17 protein-coding genes are annotated in these 17,198 nt (G+C 70.3%); 8 read left to right on the top strand and 9 right to left on the bottom strand.

Annotated elements, in window-relative coordinates; translation table 11 throughout:
- Positions 1-7 precede the first annotated feature (7 nt).
- The 6 genes from OU415_RS31825 to OU415_RS31800 all read right to left on the bottom strand — a co-directional run bounded on the left by OU415_RS31825 (position 8) and on the right by OU415_RS31800 (position 6,854).
- Positions 8-2,044, bottom strand: coding sequence for a tetratricopeptide repeat protein (locus OU415_RS31825; protein WP_270953190.1), 2,037 nt, complete (start codon positions 2,042-2,044; stop codon positions 8-10).
- 137 nt (positions 2,045-2,181) lie between these two features.
- A complete protein-coding gene (locus OU415_RS31820) occupies positions 2,182-3,891 on the bottom strand; it encodes a PstS family phosphate ABC transporter substrate-binding protein (protein ID WP_270953189.1) in 1,710 nt (569 codons plus the stop codon).
- 155 nt (positions 3,892-4,046) lie between these two features.
- A complete protein-coding gene (locus tag OU415_RS31815) occupies positions 4,047-4,466 on the bottom strand; it encodes a hypothetical protein (protein WP_270953188.1) in 420 nt (139 codons plus the stop codon).
- A 53-nt stretch (positions 4,467-4,519) separates the two neighbouring features.
- Positions 4,520-6,022, bottom strand: coding sequence for a putative T7SS-secreted protein (locus tag OU415_RS31810; protein ID WP_270953186.1), 1,503 nt, complete (start codon positions 6,020-6,022; stop codon positions 4,520-4,522).
- Positions 6,022-6,366, bottom strand: coding sequence for a hypothetical protein (locus OU415_RS31805; protein WP_270953185.1), 345 nt, complete (start codon positions 6,364-6,366; stop codon positions 6,022-6,024). Before OU415_RS31805 ends, OU415_RS31810 begins: the two co-directional genes overlap by 1 nt.
- A complete protein-coding gene (locus OU415_RS31800) occupies positions 6,366-6,854 on the bottom strand; it encodes an SseB family protein (RefSeq protein ID WP_270953184.1) in 489 nt (162 codons plus the stop codon). The genes OU415_RS31805 and OU415_RS31800 overlap by 1 nt, the downstream gene beginning before the upstream one ends.
- Before the next feature lie 503 nt (positions 6,855-7,357).
- On the opposite strand from OU415_RS31800, the gene OU415_RS31795 reads away from it, so the two are divergent.
- Genes OU415_RS31795 through OU415_RS31775 form a run of 5 tightly spaced genes read left to right on the top strand, consistent with a single transcriptional unit; the run spans position 7,358 to position 11,130 of the window.
- Positions 7,358-7,726 (top strand): hypothetical protein, encoded by a 369-nt coding sequence (locus OU415_RS31795; RefSeq protein WP_270953183.1) that lies wholly within the window; start codon positions 7,358-7,360, stop codon positions 7,724-7,726.
- Positions 7,723-8,334, top strand: a complete 612-nt coding sequence (locus tag OU415_RS31790) for a DUF3558 domain-containing protein (RefSeq protein ID WP_270953182.1) — start codon at positions 7,723-7,725, stop codon at positions 8,332-8,334. Before OU415_RS31795 ends, OU415_RS31790 begins: the two co-directional genes overlap by 4 nt.
- Before the next feature lie 9 nt (positions 8,335-8,343).
- Positions 8,344-9,651 (top strand): hypothetical protein, encoded by a 1,308-nt coding sequence (locus OU415_RS31785; protein ID WP_270953181.1) that lies wholly within the window; start codon positions 8,344-8,346, stop codon positions 9,649-9,651.
- A 1-nt stretch (position 9,652) separates the two neighbouring features.
- Complete coding sequence (locus OU415_RS31780) at positions 9,653-10,453, top strand: ESX secretion-associated protein EspG (RefSeq protein ID WP_270953180.1); 801 nt, start codon at positions 9,653-9,655, stop codon at positions 10,451-10,453.
- Between the two features lie 56 nt (positions 10,454-10,509).
- Positions 10,510-11,130, top strand: coding sequence for a nucleoside/nucleotide kinase family protein (locus OU415_RS31775; RefSeq protein ID WP_270953179.1), 621 nt, complete (start codon positions 10,510-10,512; stop codon positions 11,128-11,130).
- A gap of 4 nt (positions 11,131-11,134) precedes the next feature.
- Here the strand turns inward: OU415_RS31775 and OU415_RS31770 are convergent, their stop codons facing one another.
- Together OU415_RS31770 and OU415_RS31765 are read right to left on the bottom strand one after the other, a co-directional pair.
- A complete protein-coding gene (locus OU415_RS31770) occupies positions 11,135-11,323 on the bottom strand; it encodes a hypothetical protein (protein WP_270953177.1) in 189 nt (62 codons plus the stop codon).
- Complete coding sequence (locus OU415_RS31765; RefSeq protein ID WP_270953176.1) at positions 11,320-11,823, bottom strand: hypothetical protein; 504 nt, start codon at positions 11,821-11,823, stop codon at positions 11,320-11,322. The genes OU415_RS31770 and OU415_RS31765 overlap by 4 nt, the downstream gene beginning before the upstream one ends.
- A 126-nt stretch (positions 11,824-11,949) precedes the next feature.
- Between OU415_RS31765 and OU415_RS31760 the strand changes: the two genes are divergently transcribed.
- Positions 11,950-12,243: an acylphosphatase gene (locus tag OU415_RS31760; RefSeq protein ID WP_270953175.1), complete on the top strand. Its 294-nt coding sequence runs from the start codon at positions 11,950-11,952 to the stop codon at positions 12,241-12,243.
- Positions 12,244-12,423: 180 nt separating this feature from the next.
- Positions 12,424-16,062 (top strand): chromosome segregation protein SMC, encoded by a 3,639-nt coding sequence (gene smc, locus OU415_RS31755; RefSeq protein WP_270953174.1) that lies wholly within the window; start codon positions 12,424-12,426, stop codon positions 16,060-16,062.
- Between the two features lie 15 nt (positions 16,063-16,077).
- Here the strand turns inward: smc and OU415_RS31750 are convergent, their stop codons facing one another.
- A complete protein-coding gene (locus tag OU415_RS31750) occupies positions 16,078-16,368 on the bottom strand; it encodes a cupin domain-containing protein (RefSeq protein ID WP_270953173.1) in 291 nt (96 codons plus the stop codon).
- Between the two features lie 167 nt (positions 16,369-16,535).
- Here OU415_RS31750 and OU415_RS31745 point away from each other — a divergent pair, with 167 nt between their 5' ends.
- Positions 16,536-17,174 carry a hypothetical protein gene (locus OU415_RS31745; protein ID WP_270953172.1) on the top strand — a complete coding sequence of 213 codons (639 nt, stop codon included), beginning with the start codon at positions 16,536-16,538 and terminating at the stop codon, positions 17,172-17,174.
- Positions 17,175-17,198: the final 24 nt, after the last annotated feature.

Below are 17,198 nucleotides of genomic sequence, written 5' to 3'. Positions count from 1 at the left end.
CGTGGGGCTACTCGGCGGAGCGCAGTTCGCGGAGTGCCTCGTCCGTGGCCAGGGTGTCGGGATGCTGCTCGCCGAGCACCCGTCGGCGAATCTTCAGCACGGCGCGGAACTCGGCTTCCGCTTCGGCCAGCTCCCCGCGGTCCCGCAGCGCTCCAGCGAGGTTGTTCCGCGTCGTCAGCGTGTCGAGATGCTCGTCGCCGAGCACGCGTTGTTGCAGGGCGAGGACGGCCCTGTATTCGGGTTCGGCTTCCGCTGGTCCGCCGCGGTCGTCCAGCACGAGTGCGAGGTTTCCCCGCGTGATGAGCGTCTCGGGGTGTTCGTCGCCGAGCACGCGGCGGCGGATCTTCAGCACGCTTCGGAGCTCGGCTTCGGCTTCGTCCAGTTCGCCGCGGTTCTTGAGCACCATTGCGAGGTTGCCCCGCGTGTTCAGCGTGCTGGAGTGTTCGTCGCCGAGGACGCGTCGTTGCAGGGCCAGCACGGCCCGGTATTCGGATTCCGACCCCGCCAGGTCATCGCGGGCGTACAACACCCCAGCGAGGTTGTTCCGCATGGTCAGCACGTCGGGGTGCTCGTCGCCGAGGACGCGCCGTTGCAAGGTCAGAACGGTCCGGTATTCGGCTTCGGCTTCGGCCAGCTGCCCACGTTCCTCCAAGACCCTTGCGAGGTTGTGCCGAGTGCTCAGGGTGTTGGGGTGCTGGTCGCCGAGCACACGTGATGACAGGGCGAGAACCGCTCGGTACTCAGCCTCTGATTCGGCGAGTTCACCGCGGGAACTCAGCACTCCTGCGAAGTTGTTCCGCGTGGTCAGCGTGTCGGGGTGTTCGTCGCCGAGGACGCGTTGGCGGATCTTCAGGACTGCGCGGTATTCGGATTCCGCTTCGGCCAGTTCGCCGCGGTCCTTCAGGACCCCTGCGAGGTTGTGCCGCGTGACGAGTGTGTCGGGGTGTTCGTCGCCGAGCACGCGTTGGCGGATCTTCAGCACTGCACGGTATTCGGACTCTGCTTCGGCCAGTTCGCCGCGAGCCTTCAGCACCGTCGCGAGGTTGTGCCGCGTACCCAGCGTCCGGGGATGCTGCTCACCGAGCACACGTCGTGACAGGGCGAGAACTGCTCGGAACTCGGCCTCTGATTCGGCCAGTTCCCCGCGCTCCTTCAGCACTCCTGCGAGGTTGTGCCGCGTGACGAGTGTTTTGGGGTGTTCGTCGCCGAGCACGCGTTGGCGGATCTTCAGCACTGCGCGGTATTCGGCCTCTGATTCGGCCAGTTCCCCTCGCTCCTTCAGCACTCCTGCGAGGTTGTGCCGCGTGACCAGTGTGTTGGGGTGTTCGTCGCCGAGCACGCGTTGATCGAGCTTCAGCACGGCCCGGAACTCGGACTCCGCTTCGGCTAGCTCCCCGCGGCTGTGCAGGACCACCGCGAGGTTGTGCCGCGTGACGAGTGTGTTGGGGTGTTCGTCGCCGAGCACGCGTTGGCGGATCTTCAGCACGGCCCGGTTTTCGGATTCCGCTTCGGCTAGTTCGCCGCGGTCCTTCAGGACTCCAGCGAGATTGTTCCGCGTGGTCAACGTGTCGGGGTGTTCGTCGCCGAGCACTCGCTGGCGGATCTTCAGCATTGCGCGGTACTCGGATTCGGATTCGGCTAGTTCGCCGCGGTCCTTCAGCGCTCCTGCGAGGTCGTGCTGCGCGGTCAGCGTGTCCGGGTGCTCGTCGCCGAGTTCCGCGCGGGTCTGGCGCAGAACTGCGCGAAATTCTGCTTCAGCACCCGGGTAGTCGCCTTCTTCGCGAAGTTGCCGAGCTCGTTCCAGCCGCTCTGCCACCGCCACGTCGGTCGAGGGCTTCTCCGCCGGCTCGCCCTGATGACGTTCTCCCCACCAGCTGGCGATTCCCACCATGACGGTGAGGACGGCGACGCCGATCCACAGCCACCAGGTGGCCGGTTCGGAGGTGGCGATGTTGATCAGAACCGCCGCACCGGACGACAGCCCTGCCGCCACCACAGCGCGGACCAGCGGTCGTGCCTTGCGAACAGAACCGGACCGCCCCATCGCTCTCCCAATATCGACTGCCCCCAAGGTAACCAAGGAGATCGCAGCGCAGGTCCGTTTTTGCTGGTCAGCTCCCGTGAGTACTTTGAGGCGCTATAGCACCCCAAAGTACTCACGGGTCCTGACCAGGCCGAACGTCATCGCTGGTCGGAGCAGAGAGGGTGCGGGCCGGTCGGGCCAGTGCAGGGCGTGTAGCCGCGGTCGTGCATCACTGCTTGGCCAGCGTCGCTGTTCAGGTAGGTCGTGAAGCGCTTCAGGAGGGTGTCTTCGGCGGGTTCGCCCTTGGTGTAGAGGTATTCCACCGTCCGGAACGGATAGCCGCGCAGGGCGTCGTCGACGGTCGGGGCCTTGCCGTCGAGGGTGACGATGTGCAGCGGGCGGTTCTCCGCGATCGCGCGCCGGACCGCGGGTGCGTCGGCGTAACCGATCGCACCGGGCGTCGCGGCGATGGCGGCGATCGCGTCCTGCGTTTCGGTCCGCTCGCACCGGGTCGGCGTGGTCGATCCCTGCCGGTCGGGTTTCGCGCAGCCGTCCGAGGACAGCGGCGGCTCCTGCCCGCCGAGCACCTTCTGCTCGAAAACGGTGCGGGAGCCCGATTCCGCACCGCGCCCGACGATGTTGATCGGCAGCGGTTCGCCACCGCCCCGGACCTGCTTCCAGTCGGTGTGCTCGCCGGAGAAGATCTTCCGCAGGTCGTCGGTGCTCAGATCGGACACGTCCACCGACTCGTTCACCACCAGCGCGTACACGACGACGGCGACGGGACGGCCGGCGTAGTCGTTCGCGTCCTTCGCCGGGCCGTCGGACAGCACCGCGAGCTTGTCCGGCTCGTTCGTCCGCTCCAGTTCCCGCAGTCCGCCGAGGCTGCCGGTCGGGGTCACGCGGATGTCGGTCCGGCAGGTTTCGTCGTACTTCTCGGCAACCGCGCCCACGATCGGCGCGAACGCGCTGGACCCCTTGACCTGCAGCTCCCCGGACCCGCAGGCGATACCACCGGCGGTGGCGGAAGCACCGGTGAGCAGCGTCGTGACGAGCGCACCGGCCAGCAGCAGACCGACGGCTGTGGTGATCAGCGGCCAGGTGATGCGCCGCTGCTGCTTCTCGTCGGTGATGCGGCCGTTGCTGATGCTGCCGGCGAAGGAGATCTCCTTGCTGGTGGCGAAGTCGTCCCCGGCCGCGTGCGCCGGTTCGTCGTCCGGCTCCCGCAGCACCACCACGAGCTTGAACTTCTGCCCGCGCTCCAGGTTCAGCTTCGACAGCCGAACCCCGTGCCACTGCGGCCCGACCTCGGCGGGCCCGGTGGGCTGCGCCTGCACGTAGCTCTCGAACCGCCGCCCGAGCCAGGCCCGGAGCACGCCGAGACCGGCTTCCCCGGCGGGTTTGCCCTCGGGGAGCCCGACGTCCTGCTCCTCGGGGAGGAACACCAGGTTGTTGCGGATCCGCTGGCGGATGTCCTGACTCGGCGCCTCGGAGATCCGCGCGTCCCAGACGATCCGCTCGCCGAAGCTGAACGAGATGTCCTCGGCGAAGTCCCGCGCCTCGATGTCGAAGCTGCCGGTGTTGCGGACCCGGATGACCACGATGCTCATCCGGTCCACCAGCTTGGCGATCGGCGTCAGGTCCTCGTGCGCGGGCTCGACCTCGCCGTCGTGCAGCTGCACGGGGCTCAACCCGATCTTGGAGTTGTACAGCACGCGGTAGTGGATCCGCTTGCGCCGCACGAAGAACCGGTCGACGAACGGAGCGCTGATCGTCACCGCGGCGAGCACGCCCAGCACCCAGCTGCCGACGTGCTCGCCGAACAGCGAAGCCAATGCCACCACGGCATCGCCCCACGTGACCCCCACGAACACCGCCTCCAGACCCGAACCACCGGTGAACGTGCAGCGTAAGCACGGAAACCGGTACCCGAAGCCCGAGATCACCCGCTGTTCACCACGGGTTCAACCAGCACCCCGAGCAAACCTCGGACAAGCCGAGAGGCGGTGCTCGAAGGGCGAGCTCAGACCGGGTTTCGGCGGTGGGCGTAGCGCACGCTCCAACGCGGCACGCTGGGCGGGATGTCGTCCTCCCACTCCGCGCGGTACATCATCTGCTCAGCGGAGCTGGTGGCGAGGAAACCCAGGTCCTTCTCGGGAAGGAACCCCAGGGCCGGTTGGCGGGTGGGGAGCGGCGGCTGTCCGAAAGCGGGGTAGATGAGCACCTCGTCGACCGCGCACGGGTGCTCGGGCGTTCCCCACCAGGCATCCCGCCGCGCTCCCTGGGCCATGAAGACGACTCGCGGCAACTTGTCGCGGACGCCCATCAAGCAACCGCACACCGTTGGTCCCTGAACAGTGACAGGTTCCTTCTCCGGGACCGCGACTCGCATGTGCACCATGCCGTTGACCAGTTGCCACTGGACCTCGGCACTTGCGGTCATGGGCCCCGAGTGCCCGCTGAGTTCAGTGATCACTCGGACGTAGACGTTCTGGTTCACAGGCCATTACCCCCTTGTGGGCCGTACTTCCGCTGAAGGTCCTCGATCGCCCTGCGTTCGTTCTGGATGTTCGGCTCATCCAGATGGCCTCGCCAGGCATCGTCCACTTGTGCAGTCGCCGGGCCCGGTGGCTCGTACGGCGCGGGCGGGTGCGGAGGTGAGGGCTCCGGCACGGGTTCCGGCATGGGCTCCGGGGCGCCCTTGCCGTCGTCGAGCCAGCTCTCCGGGGTTTCGTCGTGGAACCAGTCCGGCAGTTCCCGGCTGCGGGGTTCTGGTGCCGGGCCTTGCGGGGGTTCCGGGTCGGGGAGCGGGTCCGAGCCCTTGGGGCCGAATTCGTGGCCGTCCCAGGGTTGCGGGGTGGACGGGGTTTCCGGCGTCCGCGGCGGTGGGACGGAGTCGAGGTCGGCCCAGGGCGGTGTGTTGTCCGGGGCGTGGCGGGCCGCGTCGCCGAGGCGGTCGGTCGTGCGGGCGATGTCGCCCGCGGCGTCGGCCACGTCGGCGACGTTGTCAGCGGCTTTGGCGGTCCTGGTCGCGACCGTGGCGGCCGCCCCGCCACCGGTGATGCTGGCCGCCACGTCGGGGACCATCGAGCCGAGGGCGCGGGCCGGGTTCTCCCTCCAGCCGTCCACGTTGACCATCGCCTTGGCGGCCTGCCACGGGTTCTCGACCACCGACTGCAGGGTCGTCGAAGCGGCCTTGTTGAACTCCGCGACGCCTTCCGGGTCGATGACCTGCATGGCGGGCTGGCTGTAGACGAAGGCCTTGCCCAGGCCGAAGAGGCCGGTGCCGATGCCGACCACGCCTTCGACCGCACCGGCGCCGATCTCGTACGCGGTGTCGCCGAAGGCCTGGACGGTGTCGACGACGTTCGCTCCGAGCTGCGCCAGCGGGCCGGGGGCGGCCGGGGCGCCCTCGGCGGCGGCCATCACCACTTTCGCCGCGCGTTCGCCGGCCGCCTGCACCGCCGCTTTGGCCGCGGCGATCTCCTGCTGCGCGCGTGCTCGTGCTTCCGCGCCGGGATCCACGAACGCGCTGGGCTGCGGGCCCGAACCACCGGCGTTGTAGGCCTCGACGGCAGCGTTGTGCTTGGCGGCCGCCGCTTCCGAGATCTCGATCGAGCGGTCCAGCTCTTCCTTCGCCCGCTGCGCGCGCGGTTTCTCGGTGGCCAGGACCTGCTGGTACTCCAGGATGGCCTGGCCCGCCTCGGAGATGGCGTCGGCCGCCTTGAGCCATTCGCCCGGCGCCTTGTCCAGGAAGTTGGCCCGGAAGGCGTCACCGGCTTGCCCGGTCCAGCCGCCGGAGTCGATCGACTTGATGCCCTGACCTGCTCGTTCGAACCCGGCCCCGAGCTTGATCAGGTGCTCGCCGACCTCGTTGACGGTGGGGAGGTCACCGGGGATCACGTCCTGCGGGCCGATCCCGGTGATCTGGCCGATCTTGTTCAGCTCGTTGCCGACCGACGCGACGTCCTGGTCGAACGTGCTCTGGTTGCTGACCATCAGGCGCCGGCCCCCCGGAGCAGTTCCTGCACGGCTTGCCCGTCCATCTGCTGGTAGGAGGCGCGTGCCTCGCCAAGTGCGTCCACTGCAGCCTGCCCGTCCTCGACGAGGTAGCGGATGCCCCACTCCCAGGACTGGCCGAACTGGATCAGCGCCGCGCCGAGCAGGTCGTTGCCGAGCAGGCTGGAGGAGTTCAGCGCGTACCCCTTCAGGCCCATGCCCTGCTTGCCCATCGCTTCGTTGCCCCAGCCCGCCATGCCGCCGATCTCGGACACCGCACCGCGGATGCCCTCCTCGGCGTCCGCCAGCGCGCCGAGGTCGACGCGAAAACCGTTGTGCCCCATCAACTACCGCCTTCGGTGAGCGCGATCTCGTCAGGTACCAGCCCGGCCACCGGGCCCAGCGCGGTGCTGTGCCCGGACCCGGCGTCGATCACCAGACCGGTGCCCCTGGGCAGGGCGGGCAGGCACTGCTCGAGCAGCTCCGCCCCGGTCACCTCCGCGTAGCGCACGGTGTCGGAACCTCGTCCGGATTCGCGGTAGAACTCGGCCATCCGGGGCAGCGAGGTGAAGGCCCCCAGCCAGGACAGCTCTCCGGCGCGGGCGGCGATCAGCGCGACTCCACCGTCCTCATCGGACACCGGGGTGACGAACCCGGTGCCGCGGATGACTTCGGCCAGCTGCTCGATCGAGGTCCGGTCGGCGCGGAACGACTCCAGCGCGCCGATCAGCTCCTCGGCCGGATCCGGCGGATCGAACAGGACTCCGCTGAGGCGTAAAACCCCGGCGGAGCGCGGAAACCCGGTTCCCGGGCGCACGTGTGCAAGCGTCATCGATCCCACGCCTCCCCAACGCGGACGAATTCAGACGAAACGGGGACGGACTGTACCAAGTGGACTCATCGGTCCGGGCCGTCTCGAACTTGCTCCCCGTGTCGGTTGAATCACCGCGCGTATTGCTCCCTTCGGCGGTAATGCGGGGCGATGCGCATGAAGTTGCTCTCATTCCGGCAGCTCTGGTTCCGGTGGTCGTCGAGTTGATTCCCGAGTGATTCCTCGGCGCCGATCTGATTCGCGGAACTCGTTTTCTTCCGGCAACCAACTAATGCGCGATCGGCCCGTCCGGAAGGGGTGTTGCACCGTTCCGGACCTGCGCAGTTGTCCGGCCGGGAGGTTTGTCGGATTCCGCGATTCGGCGGTCGTCGCATTCGCGATCGCGCATGGGGTTGTTGGGTTCGCGTGAAGTTCTCCCGAGTTGCTGACGGGTGCTGAACGCCGCTGCTAGGGTCGGCGGACGACCTGGTGATCAGCAGCCGTTGACTGGGGGTTTTCCCGCGATGACGACGCCAGCCCCGCCACCGCCGCCGTCTCCAGGTGGAGGCCAAACCCTCACCGTCAACAAGGACAACGTCCTGGAAGTCCGCAAGGTCATTCTCGCGGCGGCGGAAGAGGCGCAGCAGAAGCTCCGCGACCTGATGCCGAGCCTGGTCGTGTCCGCGCCTGGCGAGGACGAGGTCAGCGCCACGTCCGCGGCGGTGTGGACGGCGAATCTGGTGGGCAACCAGGACTCCCACTACGCGCGGCTGCAGCAGTACGTGGACAACGTCATCGACCTGGGGCGCCAGCTGGAAGAAGCGGCCAAGCAGTACGGGTACACCGACGAGGAGATCGTCGCGTCCTTCAACGTCCAGCAGGGGCAGATGTGAGTGGTTCGTCGCGCGTCCACCGGCTGAGCGGTCTGCTCGGCCTGACCGCTGCTGCGCTGCTGGCGGCCGGTTGCACGGTGAACGGACCGGATCCGGAACCGACCGGTGAACCGGCTCCCGCCAGCGCGGAATCGGGCATGCCGAAGCGCCCCGCCGAACTCCCGGTCGCCGGTGCGCAGGACGCGGAGATCTGCACCTGGCTGACCGGGCAGCAGATGTCGCAGCTGCACGTCGCGCGTCCCGCCCCGGTGCAGAAGAACGGCAACAACTACAACGGTTGCGGCTACCTGAGCGACGGAACCGGTGCGAGCACGGGCATTTCGCTGCGCGTCGTGCCGCAGGGCATCGAACCCTTCCTGGCGAAGGTCAACAGCGCCGACGGATCGCGGAAGACCGTCGACGTCAACGGTTTCGGCGCGGTGCGCAGCCAGATCGCCGGTGCTGAGCGGCTCGGCTGCGACGTGTTCGTCGACGCCGCTGACGGGCAGACGCTCTGGGCGTCGCTCAGCCTGCTCAGCGGGGGCAGCGAGCTCAACAACGAGCAGATGTGCGAGAAGGCGCAGCAGGCCGCTGGGGCGGCTGTGACGACCTTGCAGGCCAAGGGCTAGGGGGACGTTGTGACGAGCATCGATCCGATCCGCGACATCCGGTTCGAGGGGCTGGACATCCCCCAGCTCCAGGAGTGGATCACGAAGGTCAAGCAGGGGATCGGCACCGAGTCGATGCAGTCCGCGGTGCGGGCGCTGGACGAGTGCGTGAAGGTCGTCGTCGAACTGGACGACACCCTGCGCCGCGAGCTCGGCAAGCTCCAGATCGCCTGGGAGGGCAACGCGGGCAGCCTCGCCGCCGCCGCGACCCAGCGGCAGGCGGTGTTCATGTCCGACGCCCCGGACCCGCTGCGGGCCTCCGCGCAGAGCGTCGACGAGCAGGGCCGGGGGTACGAATCGGCCCGCCACACCTTGCCGAACACCGACGAGCTGCGGCACAAGCAGTCGGAGAACGTCGCGGAGTGGGCCGGTGGCGCTTTCGGCTACGAGAGCGACTACGACCAGGAAGCCAAGCAGATCGACGCCAACAAGAAGGCCGCGCAGGCCGCGCTGGCGTCCTACCGCGACACCTCGGTGAGCCAGGCGGACACCTACCAGCCGCTGCCGGAGGCGCCGCCCGCGACCGTGACCACGCAGTCGGCGTCGCCGGTCGGCATGGCCGGCGCGGGATTCGGTGCTGGGGCCGTTTCGGCGGGCACCTTCGGCGGTTCGCCGCAGTCCGGGGTGGGTTCGCCGGGGGTGGGTTACTCGCCCGGCACGGGCGTGCCCGGTGCGATCGTCGGCAGCATCGGCGGCGGTGACGCCCAGCCCGGTCAGGGGCGGGCGGGCGACGGCCGCACTGGCGAGGGACGTCCCGGTGTGACTCCGCCCGGGCGCGGCGATCGCAGCGGTGAGAGGCACAAGGGCGAGATCGACACGGGCGGTGAAGCGGACGGGACCCCGGAGGCGACCGGCGACAGCGGCGGCATCGGCGCCGGGACGATCCTCGGGATCGCGGCCGGTGGTGCGGCGGTCGTGGGCATCGGCGCGTACGGCGCGAGCAAGATGCTCGGAGGTCGCGGCGCGCCGCCTCCCGCTGGTGGCGACGGGAAGTCCGTGGCCCGCGGCGGGGCGTCGGTCGTCGGCGGCGGTCCGGGTGACACCGTGGCCGGGAAGTCCGCGGGCAAGACCCCGGGCAGCCGTCCGGTCGCGGGTTCGATGATGGGGCCGGCCGCGACCCGCGGTGAGAAGCGCAGCGAGGACGCCGAGCACGAGAACCGCTACGTCGCCGAGGAAACCCACTTCGACGACGAGCGGCTGGTCGCGCCGCCGGTGCTGGGCGAGGCCGGCGACGACGAGGACCCGCCCGCCGAGAACGAGCCGAAGAAGCAGGACTGACGTGCGCCCTGGAGCCGAAGCCGATCCGATCGTCCTGTCCACTTTGGAATTCGACGTGGTCTGCGAGGTGGAGAAGCTCACCGAGCACCGCCACATCGTGCTGGACGTGCCCAGTCCCGGGGCGACCTACGCCGAACGCGCCGAGCTGGTGGCCGACGTGTGGGCGTCGTTGCGCGGCAAGCGCCTCGCCGAACCGTCCCGCGACCGGCTGGACGTCGACTTCGCCGACCTGCTCGGCCTCCTCGACCGCCCGCAGCGCAGCGTCGACGTGCGGATCTGGGCCGACCGCTCGATCCGGGCCCTGGCCTCGGCGAACGGCGCGGCGGGACTGCTGACCATCGTCGACGCCGACGTGGTGGAGCTGACCCCGATCCGGGGCGGCTCGCTGGCCGAAGCGGCGGTGTCGGTGGCGGGCGACATGCCCCCGGGCCCGGGCCGGGCGGTGAGCCTGCCCAACGACGTCCTCCGCAAGGCCAGCGACTACGCGGGCCCGAACAACCCGCTGGAGTTCACCGACGAACTGCGCGCCCTGGGCATCCCCCCGGACGACGCGGCGGACGTGGCCCACATGGCGAACGGGATGGGGATCCGGGGCCAGTTCGGCGTGGAGGCCAGCCCGAACCGGGGCCGCCCGGAACGGGCGAACCGGGTGGTGGCCTTCCACGACACCGACCAGGGCCGCTACCTCCACGTGGTCCGCCCCAGCGGCGACGGCCGCCGCTGGAGCACGATCGCCCCGGCGGACAACGCCCGGATCGCCGAGTACACCCGAGAACTCCTCACCGAGGTCTGGGACGACTGAGCAGGAGCGTTCTCCCCCGCCCGTAGCCTGGGGTCTGATTCACGGGAGGTCGTTCCTTGGTCGGATATGCGGAGCTGGTGGCGCGGGCGAAGGCGTTGGCCGGCAGCGGGCAGCGTCGGGTTCTGGGGATCGCCGGGGCTCCTGGTGCCGGGAAGGGGACCGTCGCCGAGCGGGTGCTGGCGGAGCTCGGCGACTGCGCGGTCGTCGTGCCGATGGACGGGTTCCACCTGGCCAATGCGCAGTTGCGGCGGTTGGGGCTCGCCGACAGGAAGGGTGCTCCGGACACCTTCGACGCCGCCGGGTACGTGTCGTTGCTGCGGCGGATCAGGGATGGCGGGGAGACGGTGTACGCGCCGGAATTCCACCGGGAGGTCGAGGAGTCCTACGCTGCGGAGATCGCCGTGGAGCCCGACGTTCCGCTGGTCATCACCGAAGGCAACTACCTGCTGCTGGACACCCCGTCCTGGGCCGGGGTCCGGGAACTGCTGGACGAGTGCTGGTTCCTCGCTCCGGACGACGAGGTCCGCGTGCAGCGGCTCATCGCGCGGCACGTCGAGCACGGGCGGACCCCGGCGGAAGCCGCGGAATGGGTGCAGCGCAGCGACGAGGCCAACGCGGCCCTGATCGCGCCCACCCGAGCTCGTGCCGACCTGGTCGTCGTCGGCGATCCGGAGTGACCGGTCAGCGTTCGCGCAGTTCGGCGCGGACGTCGTCGGGGATCCGGCCGGTGTGGTCGATCGGCGTCCACGGTTCGCTGCGGATCCACTGCGAGCCGCAACCCCGGCAGGCCAGCAGCGGGAAACCGTTGAGCTGCTTGGGAGTTCGGTGCCAGGAGCACAGGGACCGGCAGGCGTGCACGGCCAGCGTCATCCGGGTTCGTCCAGGTCTTCCGAGTCGGTGGTGTGCGTCGTCGTCGGCGGGGTGGTCGTCGGCTTCGGCGGCGTGGTGGTCGGCGGCGTGGTGGTCGGTGGATCCCACGTCGGCGTCGGGTCCGGTGTCGGGTCCGGTCCCGGGCCGGGCGGCGGCGCGGTCGGCGTTTGCCCCGGGGGTGGCGCGACGTCGCTGGGGGAGCTCGGCGCGGTGCTGGTCTCCTCGGAGCTGGTGGTGCTCTCCTCCGAGGTCTCCCCGCTGGTGATCGGCGGGGGAGGCAGCAGCGACGAGGTCGACGTGGTCGTCGCCGGCCGGGAGGTGGCGGTCGGCTTCAGCGAGAAGTCCGGGGTGGCCCCGGTCTGCTGCTGGGTGCCGGCGACCATCGCGGCCGTCGTCGCGAACGCGGTCGCCACCACGAAGCCCGTCGCGGCCAGCACCACCAGCCGCTTCGGTCTGGCGTCCGGATCTTCCACCGGGTCGTCCATCGGTGCCCCACTCATCGGCTCTTCGCGCGGTCGTGAACCGGATGCCCCGAAACACCCGGCCTCCGCCGAATCGGGCGGATCATACCGGCCAGCCCCGGGGCGGTGGACGTGCCGGGGCAGGCGCGGGGGTGGTGCGGCATCATGCCGGGCGTGACGGATTCCGGAGCTGCGCGACTGACCGCATGGGTGCACGGACACGTGCAGGGAGTGGGTTTTCGCTGGTGGACGCGGGCCCGCGCGCTCGAACTGGGACTGGTCGGCAGCGCCACGAACCTGCCGGCGAGCCGCGTCCAGGTGGTGGCCGAAGGCCCCCGCGAAGCCTGCGAGAAGCTCCTGGCGGCGCTGCGCTCCGACGAGACCCCGGGCCGCGTCGACTTCGTCGCCGAGCAGTGGTCGGACCCCAAGGGCGGCCTGACGGGCTTCGTCGAGCGCTGACCGCGTGCCGATTTCGTGCGGAATCGACACGTGACCGGGTGCCGGTGCCGGCTCCGCGTTGATCTCCGCCGGCGGTGGTTCGGGTGTTGCGAGCGGTTCTGCGCGGTCGGGGGAGGCAGCAGAGGTAGGCTCGGCCGGACGTGACCAGGGGGACCACTCACGGGAAGGTCGATCGCAGCCGTGCACCTGAAGAGCCTGACGCTGAAGGGGTTCAAGTCCTTCGCCTCGGCCACCACGCTGCGCTTCGAACCCGGCATCACCTGCGTCGTCGGGCCGAACGGCTCCGGCAAGTCGAACGTGCTCGACGCGCTGCGCTGGGTGATGGGCGAGCAGGGCGCGAAGGACCTGCGCGGCGGCAAGATGGAGGACGTCATCTTCGCCGGGACCGCGGGCCGCGCCCCGCTGGGCCGCGCCGAGGTCACGCTGACCATCGACAACGCCGACGGCGCGCTGCCCATCGACTACACCGAGGTCTCCATCACCCGCCGGATGTTCCGCGACGGGGCCAGCGAGTACGAGATCAACGGCAACTCGTGCCGCTTGATGGACGTGCAGGAACTGCTGTCGGACTCCGGCATCGGCCGCGAGATGCACGTCATCGTCGGCCAGGGGCAGCTCGCCTCGATCCTGCAGGCCAAGCCGGAGGAGAACCGCCGGCTCATCGAAGAGGCCGCGGGCGTGCTCAAGCACCGCAAGCGCAAGGAGAAGGCGCTCCGCAAGCTCGACGCGATGCAGGCCAACCTGACCCGCTTGACCGACCTCACCGGTGAGCTGCGCCGCCAGCTCAAACCGCTCGGCAAGCAGGCCGAGATCGCCCGCAAGGCCCAGACCGTGCAGGCCGATCTGCGCGACGCCCGGCTGCGCCTGATCGCCGACGACCTGGTCACCGCGCGCGCCGACTTGGCCCGCGACGAGGCCGACCAGGAAACCGCCCGGGCCAAGCGCGCCGAGGTGGAGCGGGCGCTGCAGTTCGCGCAGTCCGAGGAGAAGACCCTCGAGGAGCACGTCGCCGCCGACGCGCCGCGGCTCAACCGCGCCCAGGAGACCTGGTACCGCTTGTCCGCGCTGGAAGAGCGGTTGAACGGCACGCTGCGGCTGGCCGCGGAGCGGTACCGCCACCTGACCGCGCAGACCGATGAGCAGCGCTCGGGCCGCGACCCCGACCAGCTCGACGCCGAGGCCGAGGAAGCCGCCGAGCAGGAGATCGAGCTCCGCGAGCAGCTAGAAGAGGCCCGCGAAGCCCTGCACGAGGTCGTCCAGCGCCGCTCCGAGCTGGAATCGGGGCTCAAGCAGGCCGAACAGGCCCACCTGGCCGCGGTCCGGGCCATCGCGGACCGCAGGGAGGGCGCGGCGCGGCTGGCCGGGCAGGTCGAGTCGCTGCGCACCAAGGTCAACGACACCTCCGACGAGATCGAGCGCCTCTCCGACGCGCTGGAGGAAGCCACCGGCCGCGCTGAAGAGGCCGAGCGGGCGTTGTCCGACGCGCAGGACGAGAGCGGCGGCTACGACTCCGACGACGCGGGCCTCCAAGAACGCCGCGAAGCAGCCGCCGAAGCGCGCGACGCCGCGCGGGCGCGGGTCGAGGAGCTGGTCAAGGCCGAGCGGGCGGCGGAGCGGGAGATCGCTTCGTGGAAGGCGCGCGTCGAGGCCTTGTCGATGGGCTTGCAGCGCAAGGACGGTGCGGGCGCGCTCATGGCGGCCGGTGACCGCATTCCGGGCCTGCTCGGTTCGGTCGCCGCGCTGCTGAACGTGGAGTCGGGCGCGGAAGCCGCGTTGGCGGCGGCGCTCGGCGCGGTGGCCGACTCGGTCGCGGTGCGCGGGGTGACGGACGCCGTGACCGCGCTGGAACTGCTCCGCAGCGACGAAGCCGGCCAGGCCGGTCTGCTCATCGGCACCGACGTGGACCTCGACCGGTCCGGATGGCCGCAGCTGCCCGGTTCCGCGCGCTGGGCCGCCGATCTGGTCAGCGCCCCGGACAGCCTCCGCGCGGCCGTGACCAGGGCGCTCGACAAGGTCGCCGTGGTCGATTCGCTGACCGAGGCGGGCGAGGTCGTCCAGCGCCACCCGGAAGTCCGCGCGGTGACGGCGGACGGCGACGTGCTCGGCGCGCACTGGGCGATCGGCGGCTCCGACAACAGGCAGAGCGCCATCGAGGTGCAGGCAGCGGTCGACGAAGCCGAGCGCGAACTCGCCGCAGCGCAGCGCCGCGCCGAACAGCACTCGGCCGCGCTGGAAGGTGCACGGGCGGAAGAAGAATCCCGCCGCGCCGAGGTCCGCGCGGTCCAGGAGCAGATCAACGATGCGAAGGTCCAGCGCGCCCGCAGCACCGAACGGCTCTCCAGCCTGGAGCGCGCGGCCCGTTCCGCGGCGGCCGACGTCGACCGCGCTCGCGACCAGCGCGTGAAGGTCGAGCAGTCCCGCGAACAATCCCTGGTCAAGCTCGCCGAGCTCGAAGAGCGCCTGCGCATCGTCAAGACCGAGCAGGACGAGGCGGCCGAGCCCGACACCGGCGACCGCGACCGGCTCAGCGCCGAGCTCACCACCGTGCGCCAGCAGGAGATGGACTCGCGCCTCACCCAGCGCACCGCCGAAGAACGGGCGCGGGCCGTGCAGGGGCGCGCGGACCAGCTGCGCCGTGCAGCGCGGCACGAGCGCGAAGCGCGGGCTCGCGCGGAGGCGGCGCGCAAGGCGCGGGAACGCGCAGCGCGCGTGACGCAGGCCGTGGTGTCGGGGTGCGAGACCGCGCTCGAGCGCATCGCGCTGTCGCTGCGCGCCGCGACGGAGGAGCGGGACGTCGCGCAGGCGAAGCAGAGCGAGCACGAGCAGGCGCTCGGCGCGATCCGCGCGCGGGTGCGCGAGCTCAGCGGCGAGCTGGAGAAGCTGACCGACGCGGTGCACCGGGACGAGGTCGTGCGCGCCGAGCAGCGGCTGCGGATCGAGCAGCTCGAAACAAAGATCATCGAGGACTTCGGGATCGGCCTGGACGACCTGGTCGACGAGTACGGGCCCACCGTGCCGATCCCGCCGGGCCCGGCCGAGCTCGCCGAGTACGAGGCGGCGAAGGAGCGCGGCGAGGACGTCAGCGCACCGCCGCCGGTGCCGTTCGACCGCGCAACCCAGGAGCGCCGGGCCAAGCGCGCCGAGAAGGACCTCTCCTTGCTGGGCAAGGTGAACCCGCTCGCGCTGGAGGAGTTCGCTGCGCTGGAGGAGCGCTACAAGTTCCTGTCCACGCAGCTGGAAGACCTCAAGGACAGCCGCCGCGACCTGCTCAGCGTCGTCAAGGAGGTCGACGAGAAGATCCTGGAGGTCTTCTCCTCGGCCTTCGAGGACGTGGCGCGCGAGTTCGAGACGGTGTTCAAGGTGCTGTTCCCGGGCGGCGACGGGCGCCTGACGCTCACCGACTCCGAGGACATGCTGACCACCGGCGTCGAGGTCGAGGCCCGGCCGCCGGGCAAGAAGGTCAAGCGGCTGTCGCTGCTGTCCGGTGGCGAGAAGTCGCTGACCGCGGTGGCCATGCTGGTGTCGATCTTCCGCGCCCGCCCCTCGCCGTTCTACGTGATGGACGAGGTCGAGGCGGCGCTGGACGACACCAACCTGCGCCGCCTGATCACCCTGCTCGACCAGCTGCGCACCACCTCGCAGCTGATCATCATCACGCACCAGAAGCCGACCATGGAGATCGCCGACGCGCTCTACGGCGTGACCATGCGCGGCGACGGCATCACGCAGGTGATCTCCCAGCGCCTGACCGGTTCAGCGGAGAAGGACGCAGCGCCGGACGCGCCCGCCGAAGGCGACGTCGCCGCGGTGCTGGACTGACCGCGGAACCCGTTCTCAGCCGGCGACGCCGACCGCGTATCCGAGGCCGAAGGCGACCAGGCCCGCGACTGCGGCGGCGCCGAGCACGATCGACCAGCCCGGGCGGCGGCTCGCCCGCTGCATCGCGGGCGAGATCCGTTGCGGCGCAGCGCGGTTCAGGATCTTCGGCCGCCCCAGTTCGGCCCGGCAGAGATCGCACTCCGCCAAGTGCGTGCGCATCACGAGCCACTCGACGTCGTCCAGCACCCCGGCCGCGTACGCGTTGAGCTTGCCCCGGAATTCCGCGTGATCGTCGTCGTGCACCATCGACCCCCGTCCGCAGTGCGTATGCGTAGATCATCGTCCCAGCACAACCGCTGCTGAAGGGGGAGAACTCGGGAAAGCGGTCGGTTTCGAACCGGAATCCCGGGTGCGGGAGGATGTCGGCTGGACCGGCATCCACGCGGGGTCCACCACAGACCAGGAGGAGACCCATGACCAACCCCTACGGCCAGCCGCCAGGTCAGCAGCCGTACTCCCCGCAGGGGTATCCGCAGCCGGGCTATCCGCAGTCCGGTCCGATGCCCGCGCAGCAGCCCTACCCGCAGTCCGGCCCGATGCCGGCGGCACCGCAGGGCTACCCGCAGCAGGGCGGCTACCCCCAGCAGGGCGCGCCGCAGGGCTACCCGCAGGCGGGTCCGCCCGCCCAGATGCAGCCGCCGATGCCGCCGCCCCCTCCGGGCATGGCCCGCGTGCTGATCGACTGCTCGCACCACTGGGTCGTCTGGGCGCTGATGCTGTTCAAGCCGCAGGTCACCATCAACGGCCAGCCCGGTCCGATCCTGAAGTGGGGCATGAACCCCATCGACCTGCCGCCCGGCCAGCACCAGATCCAGGTGCACGTCAACTACCTGTGGAAGCTGGGCCACGCGACCGCGGTGATCCCGCTGAACGTCGGCCAGCAGCAGGAGGTCTACTACAAGGCCCCCGCGTTCCCGTTCAGCAACGGCGCGATCGGCCCGACCCCGCAGGACCCGCCCGGCCTGGGCATCGCCTACGGCATCTTCTTCGGCTCGATCGGCGTGTGCGTCCTGATGCTCCTGATCATGATCATCTCGCTCGCGTCGATGTGACGTCCGGATCGAGGGGTGGCGGGG

Source organism: Saccharopolyspora oryzae (assembly GCF_027853915.1).
Taxonomy (GTDB): domain Bacteria; phylum Actinomycetota; class Actinomycetes; order Mycobacteriales; family Pseudonocardiaceae; genus Saccharopolyspora; species Saccharopolyspora oryzae.
The sequence above is the reverse complement of the archived record's forward strand: the minus strand, read 5'-3'. Positions and strand labels throughout refer to the sequence as shown.